The organism is Streptomyces radiopugnans (assembly GCF_900110735.1).
GTDB lineage: Bacteria > Actinomycetota > Actinomycetes > Streptomycetales > Streptomycetaceae > Streptomyces > Streptomyces radiopugnans.
The window spans coordinates 263,315-284,665 of sequence record NZ_FOET01000003.1 but is presented as its reverse complement, the minus strand read 5'-3'; the positions used below and the strand labels follow the sequence as shown (position 1 = coordinate 284,665).

Genomic DNA, 21,351 nt, shown 5'->3' with positions numbered 1-21,351 from the left:
GGCGTGTACACCTGAAGACATTGATAGCGGAGCAGCACGACATGGGGGTTTGCGATGCTATTGACGACGCCGGCCCGCACTGAGGGCAGCCGCCCATGAGCGCCCAGCAGCCGCCGAAACTGGCCGGAATCGAATCGACTTCGACTCTCCCCCAGCACACTGTTCCGTCCGCGGCGGCCGCGCCCCACCGGCAGCCCGCCCCCTCCCCCCGGCACCCGGCCGTCGACGACCCCGCCCTCGCACGGCCCGTCGAGCGGCTCGCGGCCGTCCAGGACCGCCTCGCCGGATGGATCTCCGACCTCACCACCCTCCACGACCTCACCGAACGCCTGGTGCGCACCGACACCCTGGAGGACGCGGTGCACGAGGCGCTGCGTGCCGGAGCCGCCCTCGTGGGCGCCCGGCGCGGACTGATCGCCCTGGAGCCGGCCGACGGACTCGGCCCCGACACCACCGTCGGACTCGGCCTGGGGGCGGCGGACCTCGGCCACATCGAGACCGTCCCGCGCGACTCGGCCTCCTACGCGCGGCTCCTCGGCGGCCTCCCCGGGACCGGCGCCGGAGGCGCCGGGAACGCCCAGAGCTCCGAAGACGCCCAGAACGCCAAGGGTTCCGAGGACGCCGAGGACACGGACGGCACCGAGGGTGCGGGCACCGGCGGCCCCTGGGGCCTCCGGGAGATCACCCACCCCCACATCGCCCGGGACGAGGACCTCGATCCGCGCCACCGCGAGGTCGCCGCCCGCCTCGGCTACGCCGCCAGCCATGCCGTCCAGTTGACCGCGCGGAGCACCGGACGGGTGGGCGCCGCCGTCTGGCTGTACGACGAGCCCGCGCGGCCCACCGAGCGCCAGCGCCATCTGCTCGGCCTGTACGTGCGGCACGCCGCCGAGCACATCGCCCGCCAGGTGGACCTCGCCCGCGCCCGCTCCGCGGTGGACACCGTGCGCGAGGGGCTGCTGCCCTCCCGGCTGCCGCGGGTGCCGGGGGTGCGGCTGGCGGTGCGGCACCGCACCGGGCCGCGCGGCGGCGGCGACTGGTACGACGCGCTGCCGCTGCCCGAGGGGGCGCTGGGGCTGTGCGTGGGCGGGGTCACCGGATCCGGCCCGGACGCGCTGGCCGCGATGGGGCGGCTGCGGGCCTCGATGCGGGCGTACGCGGTGATGGAGGGCGAGGATCCGGTCGCGGTCCTGTCCGACCTGGAGCTGCTGCTGCGGCTGACCGAGCCGGCGCGGTCGGCGACCGCGCTGTTCGGCTACGCCGAGCGCTCCCCGTCCGCAGCGGGCGGTCCGGAGGCGGGCACCAGGGTCGTGCTGGCCGGGGCCGGTCACTGCCCGCCGCTGATCGTCGGGCCGGAGCGCACCGAGGTCGTCGAGACCGCGCTCTCCGCGCCGCTGGGCATGCTCGCCTGCTGGGAGGCGCCCAGCGTCGAGGTGGACCTGGCCCCCGGGGAAACGCTCCTGCTCTACAGCGACGGCCTGCTGCACCGCACCGGCGAGCCGCTGGAGCGCGCCTTCGCCCGGCTCCGGGCCGCGGCCGTCGCCGCCGCCCCTGCCGTACGCGCCGACCCCGACGCGCTGCTGGACCACCTGCTGCGCTCGGTGCTGCCCGGCGAGCGGGGCGGTGCGGACGGTGGCGGGGGCGACGGGGACACCCGGGACACACGGGACGCCGGGGCCGCCGAGGATGCCGGGGCCGCCGAGGACGTCGTGCTGCTGGCCGCCCGCTTCTGAGCCCCGTCCGGATCCTGTTCGAAGACCTGCCCGAAGGTCTGTCCAGAGGCCCGTCCAAAGGCACTGTCCACAGGCCCCGGCCGCTGCGAGCAGGCCGGACCTACGATGGGAGGCGGCCCTCACCCGGCCCACACCACCACCAGGAGGAGGCAGCGACGTGGCTGACCAGCAGACGCCGGAGACCCCGGACGAGGCGGCCGTAGAGCCCGAGCCCGAGGGCGAGCCGATCAAGCAGCGGAAGAACGGCCTGTACCCGGGCGTCTCCGACGAGCTCGCCGAGAACATGAAGACCGGCTGGGCCGACACCGAACTGCGCGACCTCGAACCCGTCCCGCAGGCCCCGCACACCGCCGAGCGGCGCGCGCGGCTCTCCGCCCGCTTCCCCGGCGAGCGCCTGGTGATCCCCGCGGGCAACCTCAAGACCCGCTCGAACGACACCGACTACCCCTTCCGCGCCTCCGTCGAGTACGCCTACCTCACCGGCGACCAGACCGAGGACGGCGTCCTGGTCATGGAGCCGAGGGCGGACGGCGGCCACGACAGCGTGCTGTACCTGCTGCCCCGCTCCGACCGCGAGAACGGCGAGTTCTGGCTGGACGGCCAGGGCGAGCTGTGGGTGGGCCGCCGCAACAGCCTCACCGAGGCCGCGAAGCTCTACGGCATGCCCTGCGAGGACGTGCGCACCGTCGCCGGCGTGCTGCGCGAGGCCTCCGGCGACGTGCGCGTGGTGCGCGGCCACGACGCGGGCGTCGAGGCCGCCCTCGCCGACAAGACCACCGCCGAGCGCGACGAGGCGCTGAGGGTCTTCCTCTCCGAGATGCGCCTGGTCAAGGACGACTTCGAGGTCGGCGAGCTGCAGAAGGCCGTGGACTCGACCGTGCGCGGCTTCGAGGACGTCGTCCGCGTGCTGGACAAGGCGCAGGCCACCTCCGAGCGCTACATCGAGGGCACCTTCTTCCTGCGCGCCCGGGTGGAGGGCAACGACGTCGGCTACGGCTCGATCTGCGCCTCCGGACCGCACGCGACCACCCTGCACTGGGTGCGCAACGACGGCCCCGTCCGCTCCGGCGATCTGCTGCTGCTGGACGCGGGCGTGGAGACCCACACCCTCTACACCGCCGACGTCACCCGCACCATGCCCGTCGACGGCCGCTTCACCGACCTCCAGCGGAAGATCTACGACGCCGTGTACGACGCGCAGGAGGCGGGCATCGCGGCGGTGAAGCCGGGCGCGAAGTACCTGGACTTCCACCAGGCCGCGCAGCGCGTGCTGGCGGAGCGGCTGGTGGAGTGGGGCCTGCTGGAGGGTCCGGTCGAGCGGGTGCTGGAGCTGGGCCTCCAGCGCCGCTGGACGCTGCACGGCACCGGCCACATGCTCGGCATGGACGTCCACGACTGCGCCGCGGCGCGCCGCGAGACGTACGCCGAGGGCACGCTGGAGCCGGGCATGTGCCTGACGGTGGAGCCGGGCCTGTACTTCCAGGAGGACGATCTGACGGTGCCCGAGGAGTACCGGGGCATCGGCGTGCGCATCGAGGACGACATCCTCGTCACCGAGGACGGCAACCGGAACCTCTCCGCCGCGCTGCCGCGCCGCTCGGACGAGGTCGAGGCGTGGATGGCGCGCCTGCGGGGCTGACGTACGGCGTCCCCGCCGGGCCGGTACGGGCGTACCGGTCCGGCGGGGGCCGTCGAAGGGCCGGCGAGGGCTGCGGCCCGGGACCGGCCCGGGACCGGCTCGGGGCGGGGTCAGCCGAAGGCGGCCTCCTTCCAGTCGGTGAGCTCGCGGGCCGCGGCGGACAGTTCCGCCTCCGAGATCTCGCCCGCGCCGGAGCCGACGACGAGCGCGACGTGCACCCCGTCGCCGCCGGTGGGCTCGATCAGCAGGCGGTTCGCCGTGGCCGAGCCCTCCTCCCGGTCCACGGAGACCGGGCCCGATCCGGAGCCGGAGTCGGGCAGGCCGCGCACCGACGCCACATCGCCGGCGACGACGGTGTCCGCGGGCCGGAAGGAGGCCGGCAGGTGCAGGGCGGTCGGCGCCCCGGCCGCGTCCGGCGAGCCCCGCCAGACCAGCACCCCGAACTGCCGGCCGCCCTCCAGCAGCCTGGCGACGCCGGGCAGTTGGGACGGCGGACGCAGCCAGGCCTCCTCCCGGCCGCCGGCCTCCCCGCCCTCGCGGGCGTAGCCGGAGCGGGCCATGTCCTCGTAGGCGAAGGCGAGGGTGTCGCCGGACACGGCGGTGGGGTAGAGCCGGTCCAGGGCGCGGCGGTCGAGGCGGAGCCGCACGGTGCCGTCGTCGGCGGAGGTGACGACGGAGTGGTCCTCGTCGTTCCAGGCGTCGCCCTCGGTGAGGATCTTGTCCGGGTTCCCGTTCATCGCCTCGCGGTGCCGCCCGCTGTAGACGTCCCAGTGCCAGTGGGTGCCCGAGAGCACGTCCCCGGAGGCGGCGGGGTCCTTCCACCAGCCGGCGCCCCTGGTGCCGTGGTCCATGCCCTGGTACATCGCCCGCGTCATCCACGGGCCGCGGTCGCTGCCCCAGCCCGTCATCCGGTGGCCGAACTCCGAGACGAAGGGGGCCGTGGCCAGTTCGGCGGCGCGGTCGCGGATGCGGCCGGTCGCGGCGGCGTAGGCGCCGTCACCGGCCGGGGTGGGGTCGACCGTCATACGGGCGCCGTCGTAGTAGTGGCTGTTGAAGACGTAGCGGGGGCCGAGGGGGCCGGTCTCGGTGAAGCCGCCCTGCTCCAGGAAGCCGGTGTTCCAGAACACCAGCGGTTCGGCGAACAGCGGCTTGTCCCGCCAGCCCGCCTCGTCCATCGCGGCCCGGAAGCGCTGGTAGAAGGGGAGCAGGCGGTCCCTCTCCCAGCGCGCGCCGGTGACCCCGTCCAGCCCGCCGTCGTAGGGCTCGTTGAAGGCGTCGAAGCCGGCGATCGCGCGGAAGGAGGACGGCGGCAGTACGCGGCGCAGATGGGTCATGGCGGCCTTCGCCTGGTGCAGGTAGGCGTCCTGGACGGCGACCTCGCCCGCCTCGGTGGTGATCGTGCGGTTGTGCCAGAAGTCGTACGCGGCCTGCCGCACCGCCTTGTTGGTGAGCATGTTCTGCCCCCACATCACGCACACGCCGCAGGACTCCCGGGGGTAGCCGCCGCCGTCCACGACCCACTTCGGCGCGCCGTCGCCGGTGTACCAGCTGCCCTGGTGGAACAGGTGCGAGGAGTACAGGTCCTGGTGGTAGTCGAGCAGGACGTGGAAGCCGCGGTCGGTGAACTCGCGGATCTGCGCGGCGGCCCGGTCGAGGTAGCCGGTGTCGATGCGGTCCGGCGCGGGCTGCACGCCCTCCCAGGTGATCAGGAAGCGGACGGCGTTGGCGCCGGTCAGGTCGCGCATCGCCTGTGCCGACCGGGCGGCGTCCGCGGTGCTGCGGAACGGCAGCAGGCCGTTCTCGTAGAGCTTGGTGCTGCCGGAGACGTTGAAGCCGCGCAGGGTGGTCTCGCGGCCGTGGGAGTCGCGGAAGACCCAGGTGCGCCGCCCGTCGGCGCCGGTCTTCGGCGCCACGGACAGCCCGGGGGGCTCGGCGGAGGGATCGGCGGAGGCGGCGTCCGCGGCGGAGGTGGCGGCTCCGGGGGCGGAGGGCTGTGCGGCCCGGGTGGGGGTGGTGGCGCCGGCCGCCAGCAGGCCGGCCGTCAGCAGGAGGGCCGCCGGTCCTCGCAGGGCTCGTAAGAGGCGCGTCGAGAGGGGGTGTCCCATGGGGGTTCCCTTCAGCCGTGGGGGGTTTCCGGCGGTAACGGTAGTACCGCACCGGAACGCCCGCCACGGTGCGCGGGCCCCCTCCCGCCGCGGGACGGGCGTGGGGCCCGGCCGCGGAACCGGCCGCGAGGTCCGCGGCGGAACCGGCCGCCGGGCCCGGTCAGGAGGCCCTCAGCAGCGAGTCCTCCCGCCACTTGAGGAGCTTGTCGAAGCAGACCATGGCGCCGTCCCCCGGACGGTTGCGGAAGTCGACGTGGTCGGCGAGGGCCTCGATCAGGAACAGGCCCCGGCCGTGCTCGTCGGTGTGGACCCCGTCGCGCGCCCCCTCGCGGAACCCGTCGCGGGCCGGACCCGCGCTTCTGGCGAACAGCGGCCCGAAGGCGGTCGCCGTGTCGAGGTCCGCCGTGTTGTTCGTACCGGCCTTGCCGGCGGCCGTGTCTTCGGCCGTGTCAGTGACCGTGTCGGCGTTCGCGGCGCGGGGCGCGCTGCGGTACCCGTCCACGAAGCCCGGTCCGTGATCGGTCACCTCGATGCGGCACATGTCGTCATCGATGTACGCCGTCACGTGGTACTCCCCGGCACCCGCCGGCCCCCCGCTCCCGGGACCGCCGTGCTCGACCGCGTTGGCGCAGGCCTCGGAGAGCGCGACCGACAGGTCGTAGGAGACGTCGGGGTCGACCCCCGCCGTCTCCATCGCCCCGAGCAGGAGCCGCCGGGCGAGCGGGACGCTCGCAGCCTCGCGCCGCAAGTGGAGGGACCACCAGATGCTCATGCTCAGCCTCCTGGCTGCGGCTCGACATACGCATACGTATTGCCCGGGGTGGCGGCGGTAAGCACGGCGGCGGCACGCTACCCCTCATTCGGCGGACCCGACGAGTTCCGCAATGTACGGAAAATGTACGAGGTGATCCCCTCGTACGGTTGTCAACCGCGTTGGGAGGGTGCCCCGTGTCGCGGCCGAAGGGGTGATGAGATGATGGCCCGGCCATGAGAGCCCCCGTCGCGCGTGCCGCCGCCGACCTGCGACTGCTGCGGGCCGCGGTGTTCGCCGCGGTCTGCGTCACGCTGTCCGCGGCCGGGCACGTGTTCGCCGCCGGGCAGGCCCTGTCGGCGTGGACGCTCCTGGCCGGCTTCGCGGCCGTGCTCGCCACCGCCGTGCCGCTGGCCGGACGCGAGCGCTCGCTGCCGGGCATCGCGGCGCTGCTGGCCCTGGGGCAGATCGTGCTGCACTTCCTCTTCTCCTGTGGCCGGGCCGGGCGCACCGCCCCGGCCCCGACCGCCCTCGACCGGGGCGACGGCGGGGTGCTCGCGCTGGCCGGGCGGCTGCTGTGCAACGACCGGGCCGCCGCCGCCCTGAGCGAGGCCGAGGCCCGCCGCATCGTCGCCGACGCCGGGCTCTCCGGCGCCCTCCACGGCGGCCACACCGCGGCGGGGCAGACCGCGGCGGGTGCCGCCGACACGGTGGCCGGCGCGGTGACCGGCAGCGCGGCCGACTGCCTGCGGTACGCCGTGCACTCCGCCCTGTCGCTGCTCTCCGCCCCCATGCTGCTCGGCCATCTGCTGGCCGCGCTGGCCATGGGCTGGCTGCTGCGCCGCGGCGACGCCGCGCTGTGGCGGCTGGTGAGGCTGTCGGCCCACTTCGCGGACGGGCTCGGCGGCGGGCTCGGCGAGTCGCTCGTACGCGCCCTGCGCACCGCGCTGCGCTGCGTACGCGCCCTGCTGCGCGGGCTGCTGCCCGAGGACGCCGTGCCGGTGCGCGCCCCGCGCGCGGACGCGGCCGGCGGCCCGGTGCCGCCCGCCTCCCTGCTGCCGGCGCACTCGGTGGTCAGGCGCGGGCCGCCCGCCGCCGGAGATCTCGTCCTCGCGGCCTGAAGCGCACGCTCCCCCGCTCCACCGAGTCACGGGTGGGGTGCGCGTACCGCCGCGCGCCATGCCCCGGCTCGTCCGGCCGGGAGGCTCGACGCCTCCCCGACCCAGCGCGGTCGCGGCCGGAGAGCGCCCCCATGCCTCATGAGGAGTGTCCTTCAGCATGCAGTCCACGACACCGTCCGCCGTGCCGTCCACCGTTCTGCCCGCCGCTCGGTCCGCCGTGCCGTCCGTCCGCCGCCTCGCCGCGGCCGGCGCCGTCGCGGCCGCCCTCGCGCTCGCCGCCGCCGGTCCCGCCGCCGCCCACGTCTCCGTCAACCCCGACGAGGCCGAGCAGGGCGGCTACACGACGATCGACGTCAAGGTCCCCAACGAGCGGGACAACGCCTCCACGGTCAAGGTGGAGCTCACCTTCCCCGCCGACCACCCGCTCGCCTCGGTGATGCCCCAGCCGGTGCCCGGCTGGGACGTGAAGGTGACGAAGACCAAGCCGGCCGAGCCCGTGGAGGCCCACGGCCGGAAGCTCACCGAGGTGCCCTCCAAGGTCACCTGGACGGAGACCGGCGGCGGCATCGAGCCGGGCACCTTCCAGCAGTTCCCCGTCTCCGTCGGACAGCTCCCCGAGGACACCGACCGGCTCGTCCTCAAGGCCGTACAGACGTACAGCAACGACGAGGTCGTGCGCTGGATCGAGGAGCCGCCCGCCGAGGGGGGCGAGGAGCCGGAGCACCCGGCGCCCGTGCTGAACCTCGTCCCGCCCGCCGAGGGCGGGGACGGCCACGGCGGCACCGACGCCGACGCCGAGTCCGGTGCCGAGTCCGGTGCAGATGCCGACCAGGCCGGCGCCGGGACCACCACCCGCAACGAGGCCGGAGGCGCGGCGGACACCTCCGACACCACCGCGCGCGTCCTCGCCGCCACCGGAATCGTCCTCGGGGCCGGCGGCATCGCCTACGGAGTCCTGGCCGGACGCCGCCGCACCTCCTGACACCCGGCCGCCCCCGGAGGGGCCCGCCCGTCCCGGCGGACCCCTCCGGGCCCCCGGCCGCAGCCCACCACCGCAAGGAAGAAAGAACCCTCATGCACCACACTCCGCGCCACCGCCCCCGGCGCGCCCGCCGGGCCCTCGGGCTCGCCCTCGCCGCCGTACTGCTCACCGGAGCCGCCACCGCCTGCGGCACCTCCGGCGACGGCGGCTCCGGCGCCTCCGGCGACGCGGCGGCCTCCGCGGACGCGGGCGGCGGCCCCAAGCAGGGCGTCGTCCTCGACAACCCCTTCGAGAAGCCGGAACTGGTCCTCACCGACACCGACGGCGAGACCTACGACCTGGTCGAGGAGACCAGGGGCCGCCCGACCCTGATCTACTTCGGCTACACCCACTGCCCCGACGTGTGCCCCCTGACGATGAGCAACATCGCCGTCGCCAAGTCCAAGCTGCCCGAGGCCGAGCAGGAGAAGCTGCGGGTCGTCTTCGTCACCTCCGACCCCGAGCGCGACACCCCCGAGTCGCTCGGCGAGTGGCTGCGCGCCCAGGACCCCGACTTCATCGGCCTCACCGGCGACTTCGAGAAGATCCAGGCCGGCGCCCGCTCCCTGGGCATCGCCCTGGAGCCGCCGGCCGAGGACGAGAACGGCGACGTCGTCTCCTCCCACGGCACCCAGGTCCTGGCCTTCCTGCCCGAGGACGACAGGGCGCACGTCCTCTACACCGAGGACGTGCCCGTCGAGACCTACGAGAAGGACCTCCCCGCACTCGCCGAAGGAAAGCTGCCGTGAACCGCCGAAGCGACCGTCCCGCCCGCAGGGCCCTCGGATTCGCCCTCGCCGCCGCACTGCTCACCGGAGGTGCCACCGCCTGCGGCGCCTCCTCCGGTCCGGAGCTGACCGTGGAGGGCGCCTACGTGCCCGAGCCGGTCACCGCCGAGCGGGCGGGCGGCTTCCTGGTCGTGCGCAACGACGGCGACACCGCCGACCGGCTCGTCTCGGCCGCCAGCGACATCTCCGGCGACGTGCAGATACACGAGACCTCCGGCGGGCGGATGCGGCGGGTGGACTCCCTGACCGTGCCCGCCAACGGCACGCTGGAGCTCAGCCGGGGCGGCAACCACCTGATGTTCATGGATCTGGAGCGCAAGCCCGCCGAGGGCGAGAAGGTCTCGGTGGAACTGCGCTTCGAGAAGTCCGACCCGATCACCGTCGAGGTGCCGGTCGAGGCGGTCAACCACGTCCCCGACGGCTCCGGGCACTCCGGGCATTCCGAGCAGTGAGGCAGGTACCGCCGTCATGACCACCACCGCTCCCGGCGCCCTGCCGAGGCCGGCCGCCCGGACCGGCCTGCCCGGCCTGTCCGGACCGCTCGGCGTGCTCGGCGTGCTCGGCGTGCTCGGCCTGCTGTCGGCGCTGCTGCTCGGCGGCGCCGCGCCGGCCGCCGCGCACGCCACGCTGACCGGCAGCGACCCGGCGCCGGGAGCGGTGGTGGACCGGGCTCCCCGGCAGGTGACGCTCACCTTCTCCGAGAGCGTGTCGCTGGCCGACGACGCCATCCGCGTCCTCGCGCCCGACGGCGGGCGCGTGGACACCGGAGAGCCGCGGGACCTCTCCGCGGGCGGCGAGATCCGCCACGGGACCGGGCTGCGCGACGGTCTGCCCGACGGCACCTACACCGTCGTCTGGCAGGCGGTCTCGGCCGACAGCCACCCCATCTCCGGCGCCTTCACCTTCTCCGTCGGAGCCCCCTCGCAGACCTCCGCCGCCGTGCCGGAGGAGGAGCCGGGCGGCGGCCCGGCCGGCGTGCTCCACGACATCGCCCGCTACGCCGCCTACACCGGCTTCGTGCTGCTCGTCGGCGGGGCGGTCTTCGTCCTCGGCTGCCTGCCCGCCGCCGCCCGGGTGCGGGCGGTGCAGCGCCTGGTGGTGGCCGGCTGGGTCACGCTGACCGCTGCCACCGTCGCGGTCCTGCTGCTGCGGGTCCCGTACACCGGCGCGGGCGGGGCGGGCGACATGCTCGACACGGGTGCGCTCCGCACGGTGCTGGAGACCCGGACGGGTACGGCGCTGGTGTCCCGGCTGCTGCTGCTCGCGGTGGCGGCGCTGTTCGTCTCGCTGCTCTTCGGGGCGTACGCCCGGCGGGGCGGCGGGGAGTCCGCGAGCGGGGACGGCTCCGGGAACGGGGGCGGCGGGGAGCAGGCCCGGCGCGACCGGCGGGACCTGGTCTTCGGCCTGTCGGCGGGCGGCGCGGTCGTCGCCGTGGGGCTCGCCGCGACATGGGCCGCGGCCGAGCACGCCTCGACCGGCGTCCAGACCGCCGTGGCGGTACCGGCCGACATCGTCCACCTGCTCGCCGTCGCCGTCTGGCTGGGCGGTCTGGCGGCGCTGCTCACCGCGCTGCGGTGGGGGCCCGCGGTGGGCGGGGAGGCGGTGCGCCGCTTCTCCCGGATCGCACTGGGCTGCGTGGCCGTACTCGCCGCCACCGGCCTCTACCAGTCCTGGCGCCAGGTCGGCGGCTGGGCGGCGCTGACCTCCACCTCCTACGGACGGCTGCTGCTGGTCAAGATCGCGCTGGTGGCGCTGCTGCTCGGGGTCGCCCGGTTCTCCCGCCGCCACACCGCCCGGCTGGCGGACGCGCCCGGGGACACCACCGGAGACACGGCCGGGGACACGGTCGCAGACACCGCCGGGGAACAGGGGAAGACCGTCCCCGAACCGGTTGCCGCCCCCGAGCCGGTTACCGTCCCCGAACCTGGCCCGGACGTCACCCCCGAGCGCGCCGCGCAGCTCGCCCGCCAGCGCGCCGCGGTCGAGGCCGCGCGCCGCAGGCGGGAGCGCGACGCCGACCCGGTACGCGCCGGGCTGCGGCGCTCGGTGCTCGCCGAGGCGGCCGTCGCCGCGGCCGTACTCGCCGTGACGACCCTGCTCACCGCGGCCGAGCCCGCCCGTACCGCCGCGGCGTCCGGTACGGCGTCCGGTACGGCCGCCGAGCAGCGGCAGGAGCAGCGGGGCGGGTCCGGCTCCGACCGCCGCGGGCCGCTGGTCCTCACCGTCCCCTTCGACACCGGCGGCCCGGACGGCGCGGGCCGGGCCCAGCTCCTGCTGGACCCGGGCGGGAGCGGCGGCAACTCCCTGCTGGTGCGCACCACCACCCCCGGCGGCGAGCCCCTGGACGCGCCCGAGGTGCGGGTCGCCTTCACCCTCCCCGCCCGCGACCTCGGCCCGCTGACCGTCCCCCTGAAGCGGACCGGCGAGGGCCGCTGGTCCGCCACCGGCCTCCAACTCCCCCTGCCCGGCGCCTGGGAGGCCGCCGTGACCGTGCGGACCTCCGACATCGACCAGGTGACCGAGCGGAAGACCTTCGAGCTCGACTGACCGCCACCCGCCACCCGCCCCCGTACCACCCGAGAACCGAGACTGGGCAGCGATGACACACCACCACCCCGACACCGGCCCCGAGCAGTCCACCGACCTCCGCCCCGGCCCCTCCCGCCGCCGTCTGCTCGGCGCCGCGGGCGCGGCCGGCGCCGCCGGGCTGGCGCTCGGCGCGGCGGGCGGCGCCCTGGGCACGGCCGCCGCCACCGAGCCGCCCACCGCGCTGTCCACGGTCGGCAGCAACCGCGTCCCCTTCCGCGGCGACCACCAGCCGGGCATCATCGAGCCGGCGCAGGCGCACGGGCACCTCCTCGCCCTCGACCTGGCACCGGGCGCCGGGCGGAAGGAGGCGGCCGCGCTGCTGCGCCGCTGGACGCGGACGGCCGAGGCGCTGATGGCGGGCGAGACGCCCGCCTCCCGGCTGCACGACACCGGCATCGCCCTGGACGCCGGACCGTCCTCCCTCACCGTCACCTTCGGTTTCGGCCGCACCTTCTTCGACCGCACGGGCCTGGCCGCGCGCCGCCCGTCCGCCCTCGCCCCGCTGCCCCCGTTCTCGGCCGACGAGCTGGACGCCGGGCGCTCCGACGGCGATCTGTGGGTGCAGATCGGCGCCGACGACGCCCTGGTCGCCTTCCACGCCCTGCGCGCCCTCCAGCGCGAGGCGGACGGCACCGCCCGGGTGCGCTGGCAGATGAACGGCTTCAACCGATCCCCGGGCGCCACCGCCGCCCCCCGCACCGCCCGCAACCTGATGGGCCAGGTCGACGGCACCAACAACCCGAAGGAGACGGACGAGGACTTCCGGCAGCGCGTCTTCGTGCCCGCCGGCGGCGACCCGGAGTGGATGGCGGGCGGCTCGTACGCGGTGGTGCGGCGGATCCGGATGCTGCTGGACGACTGGGAGCGCGTCCCCCTCGACGGGCAGGAGAAGGTGATCGGCCGCCGCAAGTCCGACGGCGCCCCGCTGTCGGGCGGCTCCGAGACCACCCCGGTGGACCTGGACAAGCGGGGCCCGGACGGCAACCTGGCCATCGCCGCCGACGCCCACGTACGGGTGACGGCGCCCGCCTCCAACGGCGGCGCGGCGATGCTGCGCCGCTCCTTCTCCTACCACGACGGCTTCCGCGACGACGGGGCGCCGGACGCCGGGCTGCTGTTCGTCGCATGGCAGGCGGACCCGATGCGGGGCTTCGTGCCCGTGCAGCGCAAGCTCGACCGGGGGGACGCCCTGTCCCGCTTCATCCGGCACGAGGCGAGCGCGCTGTTCGCGGTGCCGGGCGGCGCGCGGAAGGGCGAGTACGTCGGCCAGCGCCTGTTCGAGGGCTGAGACCGGGGGCTGCCCGTCCCCCGGCCGGTCTACTGTGGACGGCATGTCACCCGCGAGCCGCTACACCTACCTGGGCCCCGAGGGCACCTTCACCGAGGCCGCGCTCCGCACCCTTCCGGAGGCGGCCACGCGCGAGCTGGTGCCGATGGTGTCGGTGCCCGCCGCGCTGGACGCCGTGCGCAACGGGGAGGCGGGCGGTTCCCTGGTGCCGATCGAGAACTCGGTGGAGGGCGGGGTCACCGCGACCCTGGACGAGCTGGCCACCGGCCGGCCGCTGATGATCTACCGCGAGGTGCTGCTGCCGATCGCCTTCGCGCTGCTGGTGCGGCCGGGCACCGCGCTGGAGGCGGTCAAGACGGTGACCGGGCATCCGGTCGCCCAGCCGCAGGTGCGCCGCTGGCTGGCGGAGCACCTGCCCGACGCCCAGTGGGAGTCGGCGGCCTCCAACGCGGACGGCGCCCGGCTGGTGCAGGAGGGCCGGTACGACGCGGCGTTCGCCGGCGAGTTCGCGGCGGCGACGTACGGTCTGGAGCCGCTGGTGACCGGCATCCACGACGCGGAGAACGCCGCCACGCGCTTCGTGCTGGTCGGTCGGCCGGGGCGGCCCGCGGCGCGTACGGGCGCGGACAAGACCTCGTTGGTGCTGTGGCTCGGCGACGACCACCCGGGCGCGCTGCTGGAGCTGCTCCAGGAGTTCGCGGTGCGGGGCGTGAACCTGGTGCGGATCGAGTCGCGGCCGACGGGTGAGGGCATCGGCCGGTACTGCTTCTCGGTGGACGCCGAGGGGCACATCTCCGACCGGCGGGTGGGCGAGGCGCTGATGGGGCTGCGGCGGATCTGCCCGAAGGTGCGCTTCCTGGGGTCGTACCCGCGGGCGGGTGTGGAGCCGTCGCAGACCACACCGCTGCGGCGGGGGACGACGGACGACGAGTTCGCGGAGGCGGCCGACTGGCTGGCGCGCTGCGTCGACGGCCGCGCCTGAGGGGTGTGCCCGGGGGTGTGCGGCGCCTCGCGGAAGTTATCCACAGGGCAGGCGGTCGTCCTGTGTACAACACGAAAAGACCAAACGGCCATTTCGGACAAAAGCCCCTAAACTCCCTTCTCGGTTCACAACCCCTCAGAACCTCCGCATCGGATCAATTCGATTGATCAGCACCCGAGAGGGTGGCATTTCCATCCGAAAAGGCGTGTAGAAGATGCGAGAGGAGGGAATCGATGGGCGAGCGCGAATCCCGCACGCGCACTCCCCTCCGTCTTCCACAGGATTTCCATAGACCCTGTGGAAAACTCGGCGGTACCCCCCGGGGCTGTGGATAACGATCGCCACTCCTCCCGGTCAGGGACCGTCTCCAGCCCTCACTTCAGGTCCGGGCGAGACCCGGGAAAGGACCGGCGGAAGCCCGGGCAGGACCCCTGCGGCCTCGCGTGCACACCCTTGTTCACGCCCCCGCCCACGGTCTTCCGCCACCGCCCCGCCCCGTCCACCCCCGTACTTCCGGCCCCCTCTGTACGGTGACATCCGCAATTTCCTTGACGGCCCCTTTCGCCTTTCCAAAGGAAACGACAAAAGCCGCATAACGCCACGTACCGCCATATCGGGTCGAGCGGGCCGCACGCCCCCGGTACCCTGGCGGCGTGATTGACCTTCGCCTGCTCCGTGAGGACCCCGACCGTGTGCGCGCATCGCAGCGCGCCCGTGGAGAGGACGTCGGCCTCGTCGACGCCCTGCTCTCCGCCGACGAGCGGCGCAGGTCGTCCGGCGTCCGCTTCGACGAACTGCGCGCCGAGCAGAAGCAGCTCGGCAAGCTGATCCCGAAGGCCGCCGGCGAGGAGAAGGCCGAGCTGCTGAAGCGGGCGGGCGAGCTGTCCGCCGCGGTCAAGGCCGCCGACGCCGAGCGCGACGAGGCCGAGGCCGAGGCGCAGCGGCTCCTCCTCCAGCTCGGCAACCTCGTCCACCCCGAGGTCCCGGTCGGCGGCGAGGACGACTTCACCGTCCGCGAGACGCACGGCGCCCCGCGCGACTTCGCCGCCGAGGGCTTCGAGCCGAAGGACCACCTGGAGCTCGGCCAGGCGCTGGGCGCGATCGACGTCGAGCGCGGCGCCAAGGTCTCCGGCTCGCGCTTCTACTACCTCACCGGCGTCGGCGCCCTGCTGGAGCTGGCCCTGGTCAACGCCGCGATCGCGCAGGCCACCGAGGCGGGCTTCATCCCGATGCTCACCCCCGCGCTGGTCAAGCCGCGCGCCATGGAGGGCACCGGCTTCCTCGGCCAGGCCGCCGAGAACGTCTACCACCTGGAGAAGGACGACTACTACCTCGTCGGCACCTCCGAGGTACCGCTCGCCGGCTACCACATGGACGAGATCGTCGAGGCGGACAGCCTCCCGCTGCGCTACGCGGGCTTCTCCCCCTGCTTCCGCCGCGAGGCGGGCTCGTACGGCAAGGACACCCGCGGCATCTTCCGCGTCCACCAGTTCGACAAGGTGGAGATGTTCTCCTACGTGGCCCCCGAGGACTCCGAGGCCGAGCACCGGCGGCTGCTGGAGTGGGAGAAGCAGTGGCTGACCGGCCTTGAGCTGCCGTTCCGGGTGATCGACGTGGCCACCGGCGACCTGGGCGCCTCCGCCTCGCGGAAGTTCGACTGCGAGGCGTGGATCCCCACCCAGGGCAAGTACCGCGAGCTGACCTCGGCGTCGAACTGCAACGAGTTCCAGGCCCGCCGGCTGTCCATCCGGATGCGCCGGGACAAGAAGGTGCGCCCGCTGGCCACCCTCAACGGCACGCTGTGCGCGGTGCCCCGCACCATCGTGGCCCTGCTGGAGAACCACCAGCAGGCCGACGGTTCGGTCCGCGTCCCCCAGGTGCTCCGCCCCTACCTCGGCGGGCGCGAGGTGCTGGAGCCCGTGTCCCGGTGAGCGGCACGGCACCGGGCCCCGGCGCAGCACCGGGCTTCCCGTTCCGGCTGGTCGCCACCGACCTCGACGGCACGCTGCTGCGCAGCGACGACACCGTCTCGGTCCGCACCCGCGACGCGCTCGCCGCCGCCACGGCGGCGGGCGCCGCCCACATCGTGGTGACCGGCCGCGCCGTGCCCTGGACCCGGCACATCCTGGACGAGCTGGGCTACGACGGCCTGGCCGTCTGCGGGCAGGGCGCGCAGGTCTACCACGCGGGCGAGCACCGGCTGCTGACCTCCGTCACGCTCGACCGGCAGCAGGCCCGGCTGGCGCTGGAGAAGATCGAGACGGAGACCGGACCGCTGGCCGTGGCCGCCTCACGGGACGGGCTGGACGGCGAGGTGCTGCTCGGACCGGGCTACCGGCCGATCGGCGAGGAGTTGCCCGCGATCGCCGGGGCCGACCCGGACGAGCTGTGGGCGGAGCCCCTGAACAAGCTCTACATCCAGCACCCCGAACTGGACGACGACACACTGGCCGACGCCGCCCGGCGCATCGCGGGCGACCTGGTGAGCGTGGTGATGGCGGGCGAGGGCATCGTCGAACTGCTGCCGCTGGGGCTGTCCAAGGCCCGCGGCCTGTCGATCGCCGCACGCCGCCTGGGCCTCTCGGCGACGGCCACGATCGCCTTCGGCGACATGCCCAACGACATCCCCATGTTCGCCTGGTCCGCCCACGGCGTCGCCATGGCCGGCGCCCACCCGGAGCTGCTGGCGGTGGCCGACGAGGTGACCGCGTCCAACGACGAGGACGGCATCGCGGTCGTCCTGGAGCGGCTGCTCGCCGGTCCGTGACCCGCCGGCCCGTGAGCGCCGTGCGCGGAAGGGCGCCGGGTCGGTTCGGGTCGGCTTGGGGCGGCTCAGGTCACCTCGGGTCGGCTGGAACGGCTCGGGTCAGCCCGGTGCCGGACCCTCGCCGGCGCCCTCCAGCACCGCCCGGCAGATCTCGTGGAGCTGCCGGGTCTGCTCGGAGGTGAGGTTGTCGAACAGGGAGAGCCGGACCTGCTCCACGTGGCCGGGCGCGATGCCCTCCAGCTCGGCCAGCCCCTCGTCGGTCAGCGTGGCCAGGGTGGTGCGGTGGTCGGCCGGGTGCTGGCACCTGCTGACCCATCCCTTGGCCTCCAGCCGGGCGACCGCGTGGGAGAGCCTGCTGGCCGAGGAGCGGGTGGTCCGGGCGAGCCGGCTCATGGTCAGGGTGCGCTCGGGCGCCTCGGAGAGCATGGCCAGGATCTGGTAGTACGCCAGCGGCATCCCGGCGTCGCGCTGCAGCTGCCGGTCCAGTTCCTCGCGTACGCGCTGGGTGGCCGCCAGGAACGCCCGCCAGGTCCGCTGCTCTTCGTCGTCCAGCCACCGTGTCGTGCCCATGCTTCCAGCGTACGAGGCCGGAGGGCGGTGCCCTCCGGCCTCGGTGCGCGGTGCCCGTACGCGGTGCGCGGCGCGTGGTGTTCCGGTGCGCGGTGTTCCGGTGCGCGGTGTTCCGGTGCGCGGTGGTCGGCGCCCGGTCACTCCTCGCCGGCGAGGGTGAGGGTGCGCAGCTTCCGCCCGGCGTACCAGGCGCCGGCGACGGTCACCACCGCCAGCAGCACCGCGGCGACCGGCAGTCCGACGTCGGAGGTGATGCCCGCGCCCGGCGCGGTCTTCTCGGCCAGCGCCAGGGCCCACTGCTGGACGCTGAGGGTCCGGGCGCCGGGTACGAGGCTGCCGATCAGCGCCTCCCAGATCAGGGCGTAGACCAGGCCGAAGACGACGGCCTGCCGGCTGACCGTGCCCAGCAGCAGGAAGAGCGCGCTGTAGGCGACGGAGGCGGCGACCGCGGCGACAGCGTAGGCGACGGCGATCTGTTGGCTGTTGCCGTTGAGGACGAACCCGGCGATCAGCATGGGGACGGCGGAGAACACCATGGTGACGCCGACGGCGACGGTCAGCTTGGTGAGGATGATCGTCGGCCGCTTCAGCGGCTTGGCCAGCAGGTAGACGATCGAGCCGTCGTCGATCTCCGGGCCGATCGCGCCGGTCCCGGCGATCACGCCGATCAGCGGGACCATGGTGGCCAGCGCGAAGCCGCCGAGCACCTGGTTGGCGACGGCGTCGTCGGCCCCGACCAGGAGGCGGACCGCGACGGAGATCACGATCAGTACGACGGGCAGGACGAACAGGATCAGCGCCCGGCGTCGGCCGAGCAGGGCCCGGTAGGTGAGCCGGGCGACCGTGGGGTCGTACATCGGTGTGGGGCTCCTTGGTTCTCAGGCGGTCTCGGGGTTCTCGGGCGGCCCGGGCGTTCTCAGGCCGTGACGAGGTAGGAGAAGACGCTCTCCAGGGACTCGTCCGAGGGCGAGACCGTGAGGAGCCGGATCCCGTGCTCGCGGGCGATGCGCGGGAGCTGCTCGGTGAAGCGCGCGAAGTCGATCGCCTGGACGCGCAGGGCGCGTTCGGACCAGTCGAGTTCGATGCCCGCCGTGCTGGGGTCGGCGATCAGCGCGGCGGCCAGCGCGCGGTCGTCGCTGGACCGCACCAGATAGCGGTGGGGGCGGTCGGTCATCAGCCGGCGGATGCGCCGGAAGTCGCCGGAAGCCGCGTGCCGCCCCGCGACGACCACCTCGATGTGGGAGGCGAGCTGCTCGACCTCCTCCAGGATGTGGGAGGAGAACAGCACCGTGCGGCCCTCGGCGCCCATCCGCCGCAGCAGTTCCATCAGCTGCATGCGCTGGCGCGGGTCCATGCCGTTGAACGGCTCGTCCAGCAGCAGCACGGACGGGTCGTGGACGAGCGCGGAGGCCATCTTCACGCGCTGCCGCATGCCCTTGCTGTAGGTGGAGACCTTCCGGTCCTGGGCGTACTCCATCTCCACGGTGGCCAGGGCCCGCCGCGCGGCCTCGCCCGCGTCGGGCAGGCCGTGCAGCTCGGCGTTGGCCAGCACGAACTCGCGGCCGGTGAGGAAGTCGTACATCGCCTCACGCTCGGGGACGACGCCGATCTCCCGGTAGACCTGCTCGTTGCGCCAGATCGCCGCGCCGTCGAGGGTGACGGATCCGGTGGAGGGCGCCAGGAAGCCGCCCATCATGTTGATCAGCGTGGACTTGCCCGCGCCGTTGGGGCCGAGCAGCCCGGTGACGCCCGGGCCGATGTCCATGGTCACGTCGTTGACGGCGACCACGTTGCCGAACCAGCGGGACACATGGTCGATGCGGATGGTGGTCATGGGTCAGGCCGCCTTCTCGTTCCTCGTCCGATCCTTCGCCGTCCGGCCCCTCACCGTCCGGATCGCCGCCGTCCGGGCCCTCTCCGCCCGGTACCCGGCCGTCACAGGCCCGCCTTGCGGTAGCGGGCCATCAGCGCCGCCCAGCAGCCGGCGATCAGGGCGAGGGTGACCAGGACGTAGACGGCCGCCGCGGCGGTGCCGGGCTCGTGGAAGCCGGGGAAGCCGGAGGTGCCGCCGAGGAACGCCGACTGGATGCCGTCGACGAGCGTGCCGGGGGAGGCCAGGCCGAGCCAGGTGACGGCGGTGGCGCTGCCCGCCTGGAACTCGGCGACCGCCTGGACGGTGGTGACCGCGAAGTAGGGGATGGTGAGCACCGCGATGACCGCGGCGACACCGAAGCCCCGGCGCGGGGTGAGCGCGGCGACCAGCAGGCCGATGCCCGCGTGGAGCACGGAGAACACCGCGGTGGAGCCCAGCCCCTGGAGGAACTGCGTGGTCTGGTCGGCGAAGCCGAGCTTCGCCAGCAGCCCGCCCGCGTACAGCACCACCAGCGGCAGGGAGGTGAACAGGAACAGCGCCGCGGTCATGGCCGCGTACTTGGCCCCCACGTAGTCGACGCGCTCGATCGGGCGGGAGAAGTACAGCGGCACGGTGCGGAAGCGCAGGTCCAGGGAGACCGACTGGGGGGCCTGGGCGGCGAGGTAGAGGCCGATGACCGGCTGCATCACCAGCACGTAGTCGGTGTACCGCAGCGGCAGTTCGTCGGCGCCGGTGACGATGGTGATCGCGACCATGGCGCCCGCGGGCAGGACCATCACGGCCAGCAGGATGAACGGCAGCACCTTGGACTTCGCCGAGCGGCCCAGGCCGTACGCGCCGCGCAGGGACTGGACCAGCAGCGACCACCGGGCGTAGGAGCGGCCCAGACGGGGGCCGTCGTAGTGGCGGTAGCCGATGTTGTGGATGCTGGCGTCCTCGCCGCGCTGGGCGGGGACGGCGGCTCCGGGATGGGTGCCGGGGTGGTTGCCGGTGTCAGGCCGCATCGGTGCTGCCTCCCTTCTGCGTGCTCTTCTCGGCGGCCTGCTCCGCGGCCTGCTCGGTGGTGCCGGCGGTGCCGGACGCGGTGCCGGGCGTCTGGAAGACCTCGGCGATGCGGTGCCTGCGCTGCTCCATGCGGACCAGGCCCAGACCCAGCTCCGCGACCGTGTCGCGGACGGTGTCGTGGACGGCCTCGGAGCCCGCCTCGACCAGCAGCACGTGACCGGCGCCCGGCAGGCCCTCGCCGCCCGCGCCGGGAGGCGCCACGGTGAGCCCGGCCCCGGTCAGGGCGGCGCGCAGGGCGGCGGTGCCGTCGGGGTGGGCGTCGGTGTCGGTGACCTCGACGGCCAGGGTGGTCGTCTCCTGGGTGAAGCTGGCGGTGGAGGAGGAGCGCAGCAGCTTCCCGCCGTCGATGACCACGACGTGGTCGCAGGTGCGCTCCAGCTCGCCCAGCAGGTGGGAGGTGACCAGCACCGAGATGCCGAAGTCGGTGTGGACTCGGCGGATCAGGCCGAGCATGTCGTCGCGGCCGACCGGGTCGAGACCGTTGGTCGGCTCGTCCAGCAGCACCAGCCGCGGATCGTGGACGAGCGCCTGGGCCAGCTTGACCCGCTGCTTCATGCCCGTCGAGTAGCCGCCCATGGGGCGGTAGCGCTCCTCGTAGAGGCCGACGTGGCGCAGGGTGTCGGCGGTGCGCTCGCGGGCGGCGGAGGCGGGCAGGCCGGACATCCGCGCCATGTGGACGACGAACTCGGTCGCCGACACGTCGGGCGGCAGGCAGTCGTGCTCGGGCATGTACCCGACGCGCTCGCGGATGGCGCCGCCCTCGGTGGCCACGTCCAGGCCGAGCACGGAGGCATTGCCCTCGCTGGCCGGGGCCAGTCCCAGGAGGATCTTGATCAGGGTGGACTTGCCCGCGCCGTTGGCGCCCACCAGTCCGGTCACCCCGGGTTCGATCTGCATGGTGAGCCGGTCGAGCGCGGTCACCCGTGGGTACCGCTTGCTGAGGCTTTCGGTCGCGATCACAGTCACGCCCCCGACCGTAGTGCCGCGGCGTGCCGGTCACGTCAGCCCGGGGGCGTGGTTGTTCCTCGTACTGGAGGCGTAGATGCCCCTAAGGGCTCC

At 74.3% G+C, this 21,351-nt stretch carries 18 protein-coding genes; 11 read left to right on the top strand and 7 right to left on the bottom strand.

Features of this window, described 5'->3' with window-relative positions; all coding sequences use genetic code 11:
• The first annotated feature begins 95 nt into the window (after window positions 1-95).
• Together BMY40_RS08710 and BMY40_RS08705 are read left to right on the top strand one after the other, a co-directional pair.
• The gene (locus tag BMY40_RS08710; protein WP_093657264.1) at window positions 96-1,733 is read left to right on the top strand and encodes a PP2C family protein-serine/threonine phosphatase; all 1,638 of its coding nucleotides are present in this window, start codon (window positions 96-98) and stop codon (window positions 1,731-1,733) included.
• 157 nt (window positions 1,734-1,890) lie between these two features.
• Window positions 1,891-3,372, top strand: coding sequence for an aminopeptidase P family protein (locus BMY40_RS08705; RefSeq protein WP_093657262.1), 1,482 nt, complete (start codon window positions 1,891-1,893; stop codon window positions 3,370-3,372).
• 110 nt (window positions 3,373-3,482) lie between these two features.
• Here BMY40_RS08705 and BMY40_RS08700 read toward each other — a convergent pair whose 3' ends face one another.
• The gene (locus BMY40_RS08700; RefSeq protein ID WP_093657260.1) at window positions 3,483-5,477 is read right to left on the bottom strand and encodes a cellulase family glycosylhydrolase; all 1,995 of its coding nucleotides are present in this window, start codon (window positions 5,475-5,477) and stop codon (window positions 3,483-3,485) included.
• 160 nt (window positions 5,478-5,637) lie between these two features.
• Window positions 5,638-6,249, bottom strand: a complete 612-nt coding sequence (locus BMY40_RS08695) for an ATP-binding protein (protein WP_093657258.1) — start codon at window positions 6,247-6,249, stop codon at window positions 5,638-5,640.
• A gap of 215 nt (window positions 6,250-6,464) precedes the next feature.
• Between BMY40_RS08695 and BMY40_RS08690 the strand changes: the two genes are divergently transcribed.
• The 9 genes from BMY40_RS08690 to BMY40_RS08650 all read left to right on the top strand — a co-directional run bounded on the left by BMY40_RS08690 (window position 6,465) and on the right by BMY40_RS08650 (window position 16,784).
• Window positions 6,465-7,349, top strand: coding sequence for a hypothetical protein (locus tag BMY40_RS08690; protein WP_093657256.1), 885 nt, complete (start codon window positions 6,465-6,467; stop codon window positions 7,347-7,349).
• A 157-nt stretch (window positions 7,350-7,506) separates the two neighbouring features.
• Window positions 7,507-8,331, top strand: coding sequence for a YcnI family copper-binding membrane protein (locus BMY40_RS08685; protein WP_093657254.1), 825 nt, complete (start codon window positions 7,507-7,509; stop codon window positions 8,329-8,331).
• Window positions 8,332-8,423: 92 nt separating this feature from the next.
• Window positions 8,424-9,119 carry an SCO family protein gene (locus tag BMY40_RS08680; protein WP_093657252.1) on the top strand — a complete coding sequence of 232 codons (696 nt, stop codon included), beginning with the start codon at window positions 8,424-8,426 and terminating at the stop codon, window positions 9,117-9,119.
• Window positions 9,116-9,610: a copper chaperone PCu(A)C gene (locus BMY40_RS08675; protein ID WP_093657250.1), complete on the top strand. Its 495-nt coding sequence runs from the start codon at window positions 9,116-9,118 to the stop codon at window positions 9,608-9,610. Before BMY40_RS08680 ends, BMY40_RS08675 begins: the two co-directional genes overlap by 4 nt.
• A 16-nt stretch (window positions 9,611-9,626) precedes the next feature.
• Window positions 9,627-11,705 carry a copper resistance CopC/CopD family protein gene (locus BMY40_RS08670; RefSeq protein WP_093657248.1) on the top strand — a complete coding sequence of 693 codons (2,079 nt, stop codon included), beginning with the start codon at window positions 9,627-9,629 and terminating at the stop codon, window positions 11,703-11,705.
• 52 nt (window positions 11,706-11,757) lie between these two features.
• Complete coding sequence (gene efeB / locus BMY40_RS08665) at window positions 11,758-13,035, top strand: iron uptake transporter deferrochelatase/peroxidase subunit (protein WP_093657246.1); 1,278 nt, start codon at window positions 11,758-11,760, stop codon at window positions 13,033-13,035.
• A 43-nt stretch (window positions 13,036-13,078) separates the two neighbouring features.
• Window positions 13,079-14,017, top strand: a complete 939-nt coding sequence (gene pheA / locus BMY40_RS08660; RefSeq protein WP_093657797.1) for a prephenate dehydratase — start codon at window positions 13,079-13,081, stop codon at window positions 14,015-14,017.
• A 653-nt stretch (window positions 14,018-14,670) separates the two neighbouring features.
• Window positions 14,671-15,948 (top strand): serine--tRNA ligase, encoded by a 1,278-nt coding sequence (gene serS / locus BMY40_RS08655; protein WP_093657244.1) that lies wholly within the window; start codon window positions 14,671-14,673, stop codon window positions 15,946-15,948.
• Entirely contained in the window at window positions 15,945-16,784 is an 840-nt protein-coding gene (locus BMY40_RS08650; RefSeq protein ID WP_093657242.1) for an HAD family hydrolase, read from the top strand. Before serS ends, BMY40_RS08650 begins: the two co-directional genes overlap by 4 nt.
• Window positions 16,785-16,883: 99 nt before the next feature.
• Here the strand turns inward: BMY40_RS08650 and BMY40_RS08645 are convergent, their stop codons facing one another.
• The 5 genes from BMY40_RS08645 to BMY40_RS08625 form a co-directional block, all read right to left on the bottom strand.
• Window positions 16,884-17,354: a MarR family winged helix-turn-helix transcriptional regulator gene (locus BMY40_RS08645; RefSeq protein ID WP_093657240.1), complete on the bottom strand. Its 471-nt coding sequence runs from the start codon at window positions 17,352-17,354 to the stop codon at window positions 16,884-16,886.
• Between the two features lie 137 nt (window positions 17,355-17,491).
• Window positions 17,492-18,211: an ABC transporter permease subunit gene (locus tag BMY40_RS08640; RefSeq protein ID WP_093657238.1), complete on the bottom strand. Its 720-nt coding sequence runs from the start codon at window positions 18,209-18,211 to the stop codon at window positions 17,492-17,494.
• 59 nt (window positions 18,212-18,270) lie between these two features.
• Window positions 18,271-19,188, bottom strand: coding sequence for an ABC transporter ATP-binding protein (locus BMY40_RS08635; protein WP_093657236.1), 918 nt, complete (start codon window positions 19,186-19,188; stop codon window positions 18,271-18,273).
• Window positions 19,189-19,289: 101 nt separating this feature from the next.
• Entirely contained in the window at window positions 19,290-20,231 is a 942-nt protein-coding gene (locus BMY40_RS08630) for an ABC transporter permease (RefSeq protein ID WP_245769954.1), read from the bottom strand.
• Complete coding sequence (locus tag BMY40_RS08625) at window positions 20,221-21,258, bottom strand: ABC transporter ATP-binding protein (RefSeq protein WP_093657234.1); 1,038 nt, start codon at window positions 21,256-21,258, stop codon at window positions 20,221-20,223. Before BMY40_RS08625 ends, BMY40_RS08630 begins: the two co-directional genes overlap by 11 nt.
• Between the last annotated feature and the right edge of the window lie 93 nt (window positions 21,259-21,351).

Excerpts from the sequence above, each read along its gene's own strand:
- BMY40_RS08630 (WP_245769954.1), bottom strand. The coding sequence starts at position 20,231 with ATGCGGCCTGACACCGGCAACCACCCCGGCACCCATCCCGGAGCCGCC.
- BMY40_RS08710 (WP_093657264.1), top strand. The coding sequence starts at position 96 with ATGAGCGCCCAGCAGCCGCCGAAACTGGCCGGAATCGAATCGACTTCG.
- BMY40_RS08670 (WP_093657248.1), top strand. The coding sequence starts at position 9,627 with ATGACCACCACCGCTCCCGGCGCCCTGCCGAGGCCGGCCGCCCGGACC.
- BMY40_RS08635 (WP_093657236.1), bottom strand. The coding sequence starts at position 19,188 with ATGACCACCATCCGCATCGACCATGTGTCCCGCTGGTTCGGCAACGTG.
- BMY40_RS08700 (WP_093657260.1), bottom strand. The coding sequence starts at position 5,477 with ATGGGACACCCCCTCTCGACGCGCCTCTTACGAGCCCTGCGAGGACCG.
- BMY40_RS08685 (WP_093657254.1), top strand. The coding sequence starts at position 7,507 with ATGCAGTCCACGACACCGTCCGCCGTGCCGTCCACCGTTCTGCCCGCC.
- pheA (WP_093657797.1), top strand. The coding sequence starts at position 13,079 with ATGTCACCCGCGAGCCGCTACACCTACCTGGGCCCCGAGGGCACCTTC.
- BMY40_RS08640 (WP_093657238.1), bottom strand. The coding sequence starts at position 18,211 with ATGTACGACCCCACGGTCGCCCGGCTCACCTACCGGGCCCTGCTCGGC.
- BMY40_RS08645 (WP_093657240.1), bottom strand. The coding sequence starts at position 17,354 with ATGGGCACGACACGGTGGCTGGACGACGAAGAGCAGCGGACCTGGCGG.
- efeB (WP_093657246.1), top strand. The coding sequence starts at position 11,758 with ATGACACACCACCACCCCGACACCGGCCCCGAGCAGTCCACCGACCTC.
- BMY40_RS08695 (WP_093657258.1), bottom strand. The coding sequence starts at position 6,249 with ATGAGCATCTGGTGGTCCCTCCACTTGCGGCGCGAGGCTGCGAGCGTC.
- BMY40_RS08690 (WP_093657256.1), top strand. The coding sequence starts at position 6,465 with ATGAGAGCCCCCGTCGCGCGTGCCGCCGCCGACCTGCGACTGCTGCGG.
- BMY40_RS08680 (WP_093657252.1), top strand. The coding sequence starts at position 8,424 with ATGCACCACACTCCGCGCCACCGCCCCCGGCGCGCCCGCCGGGCCCTC.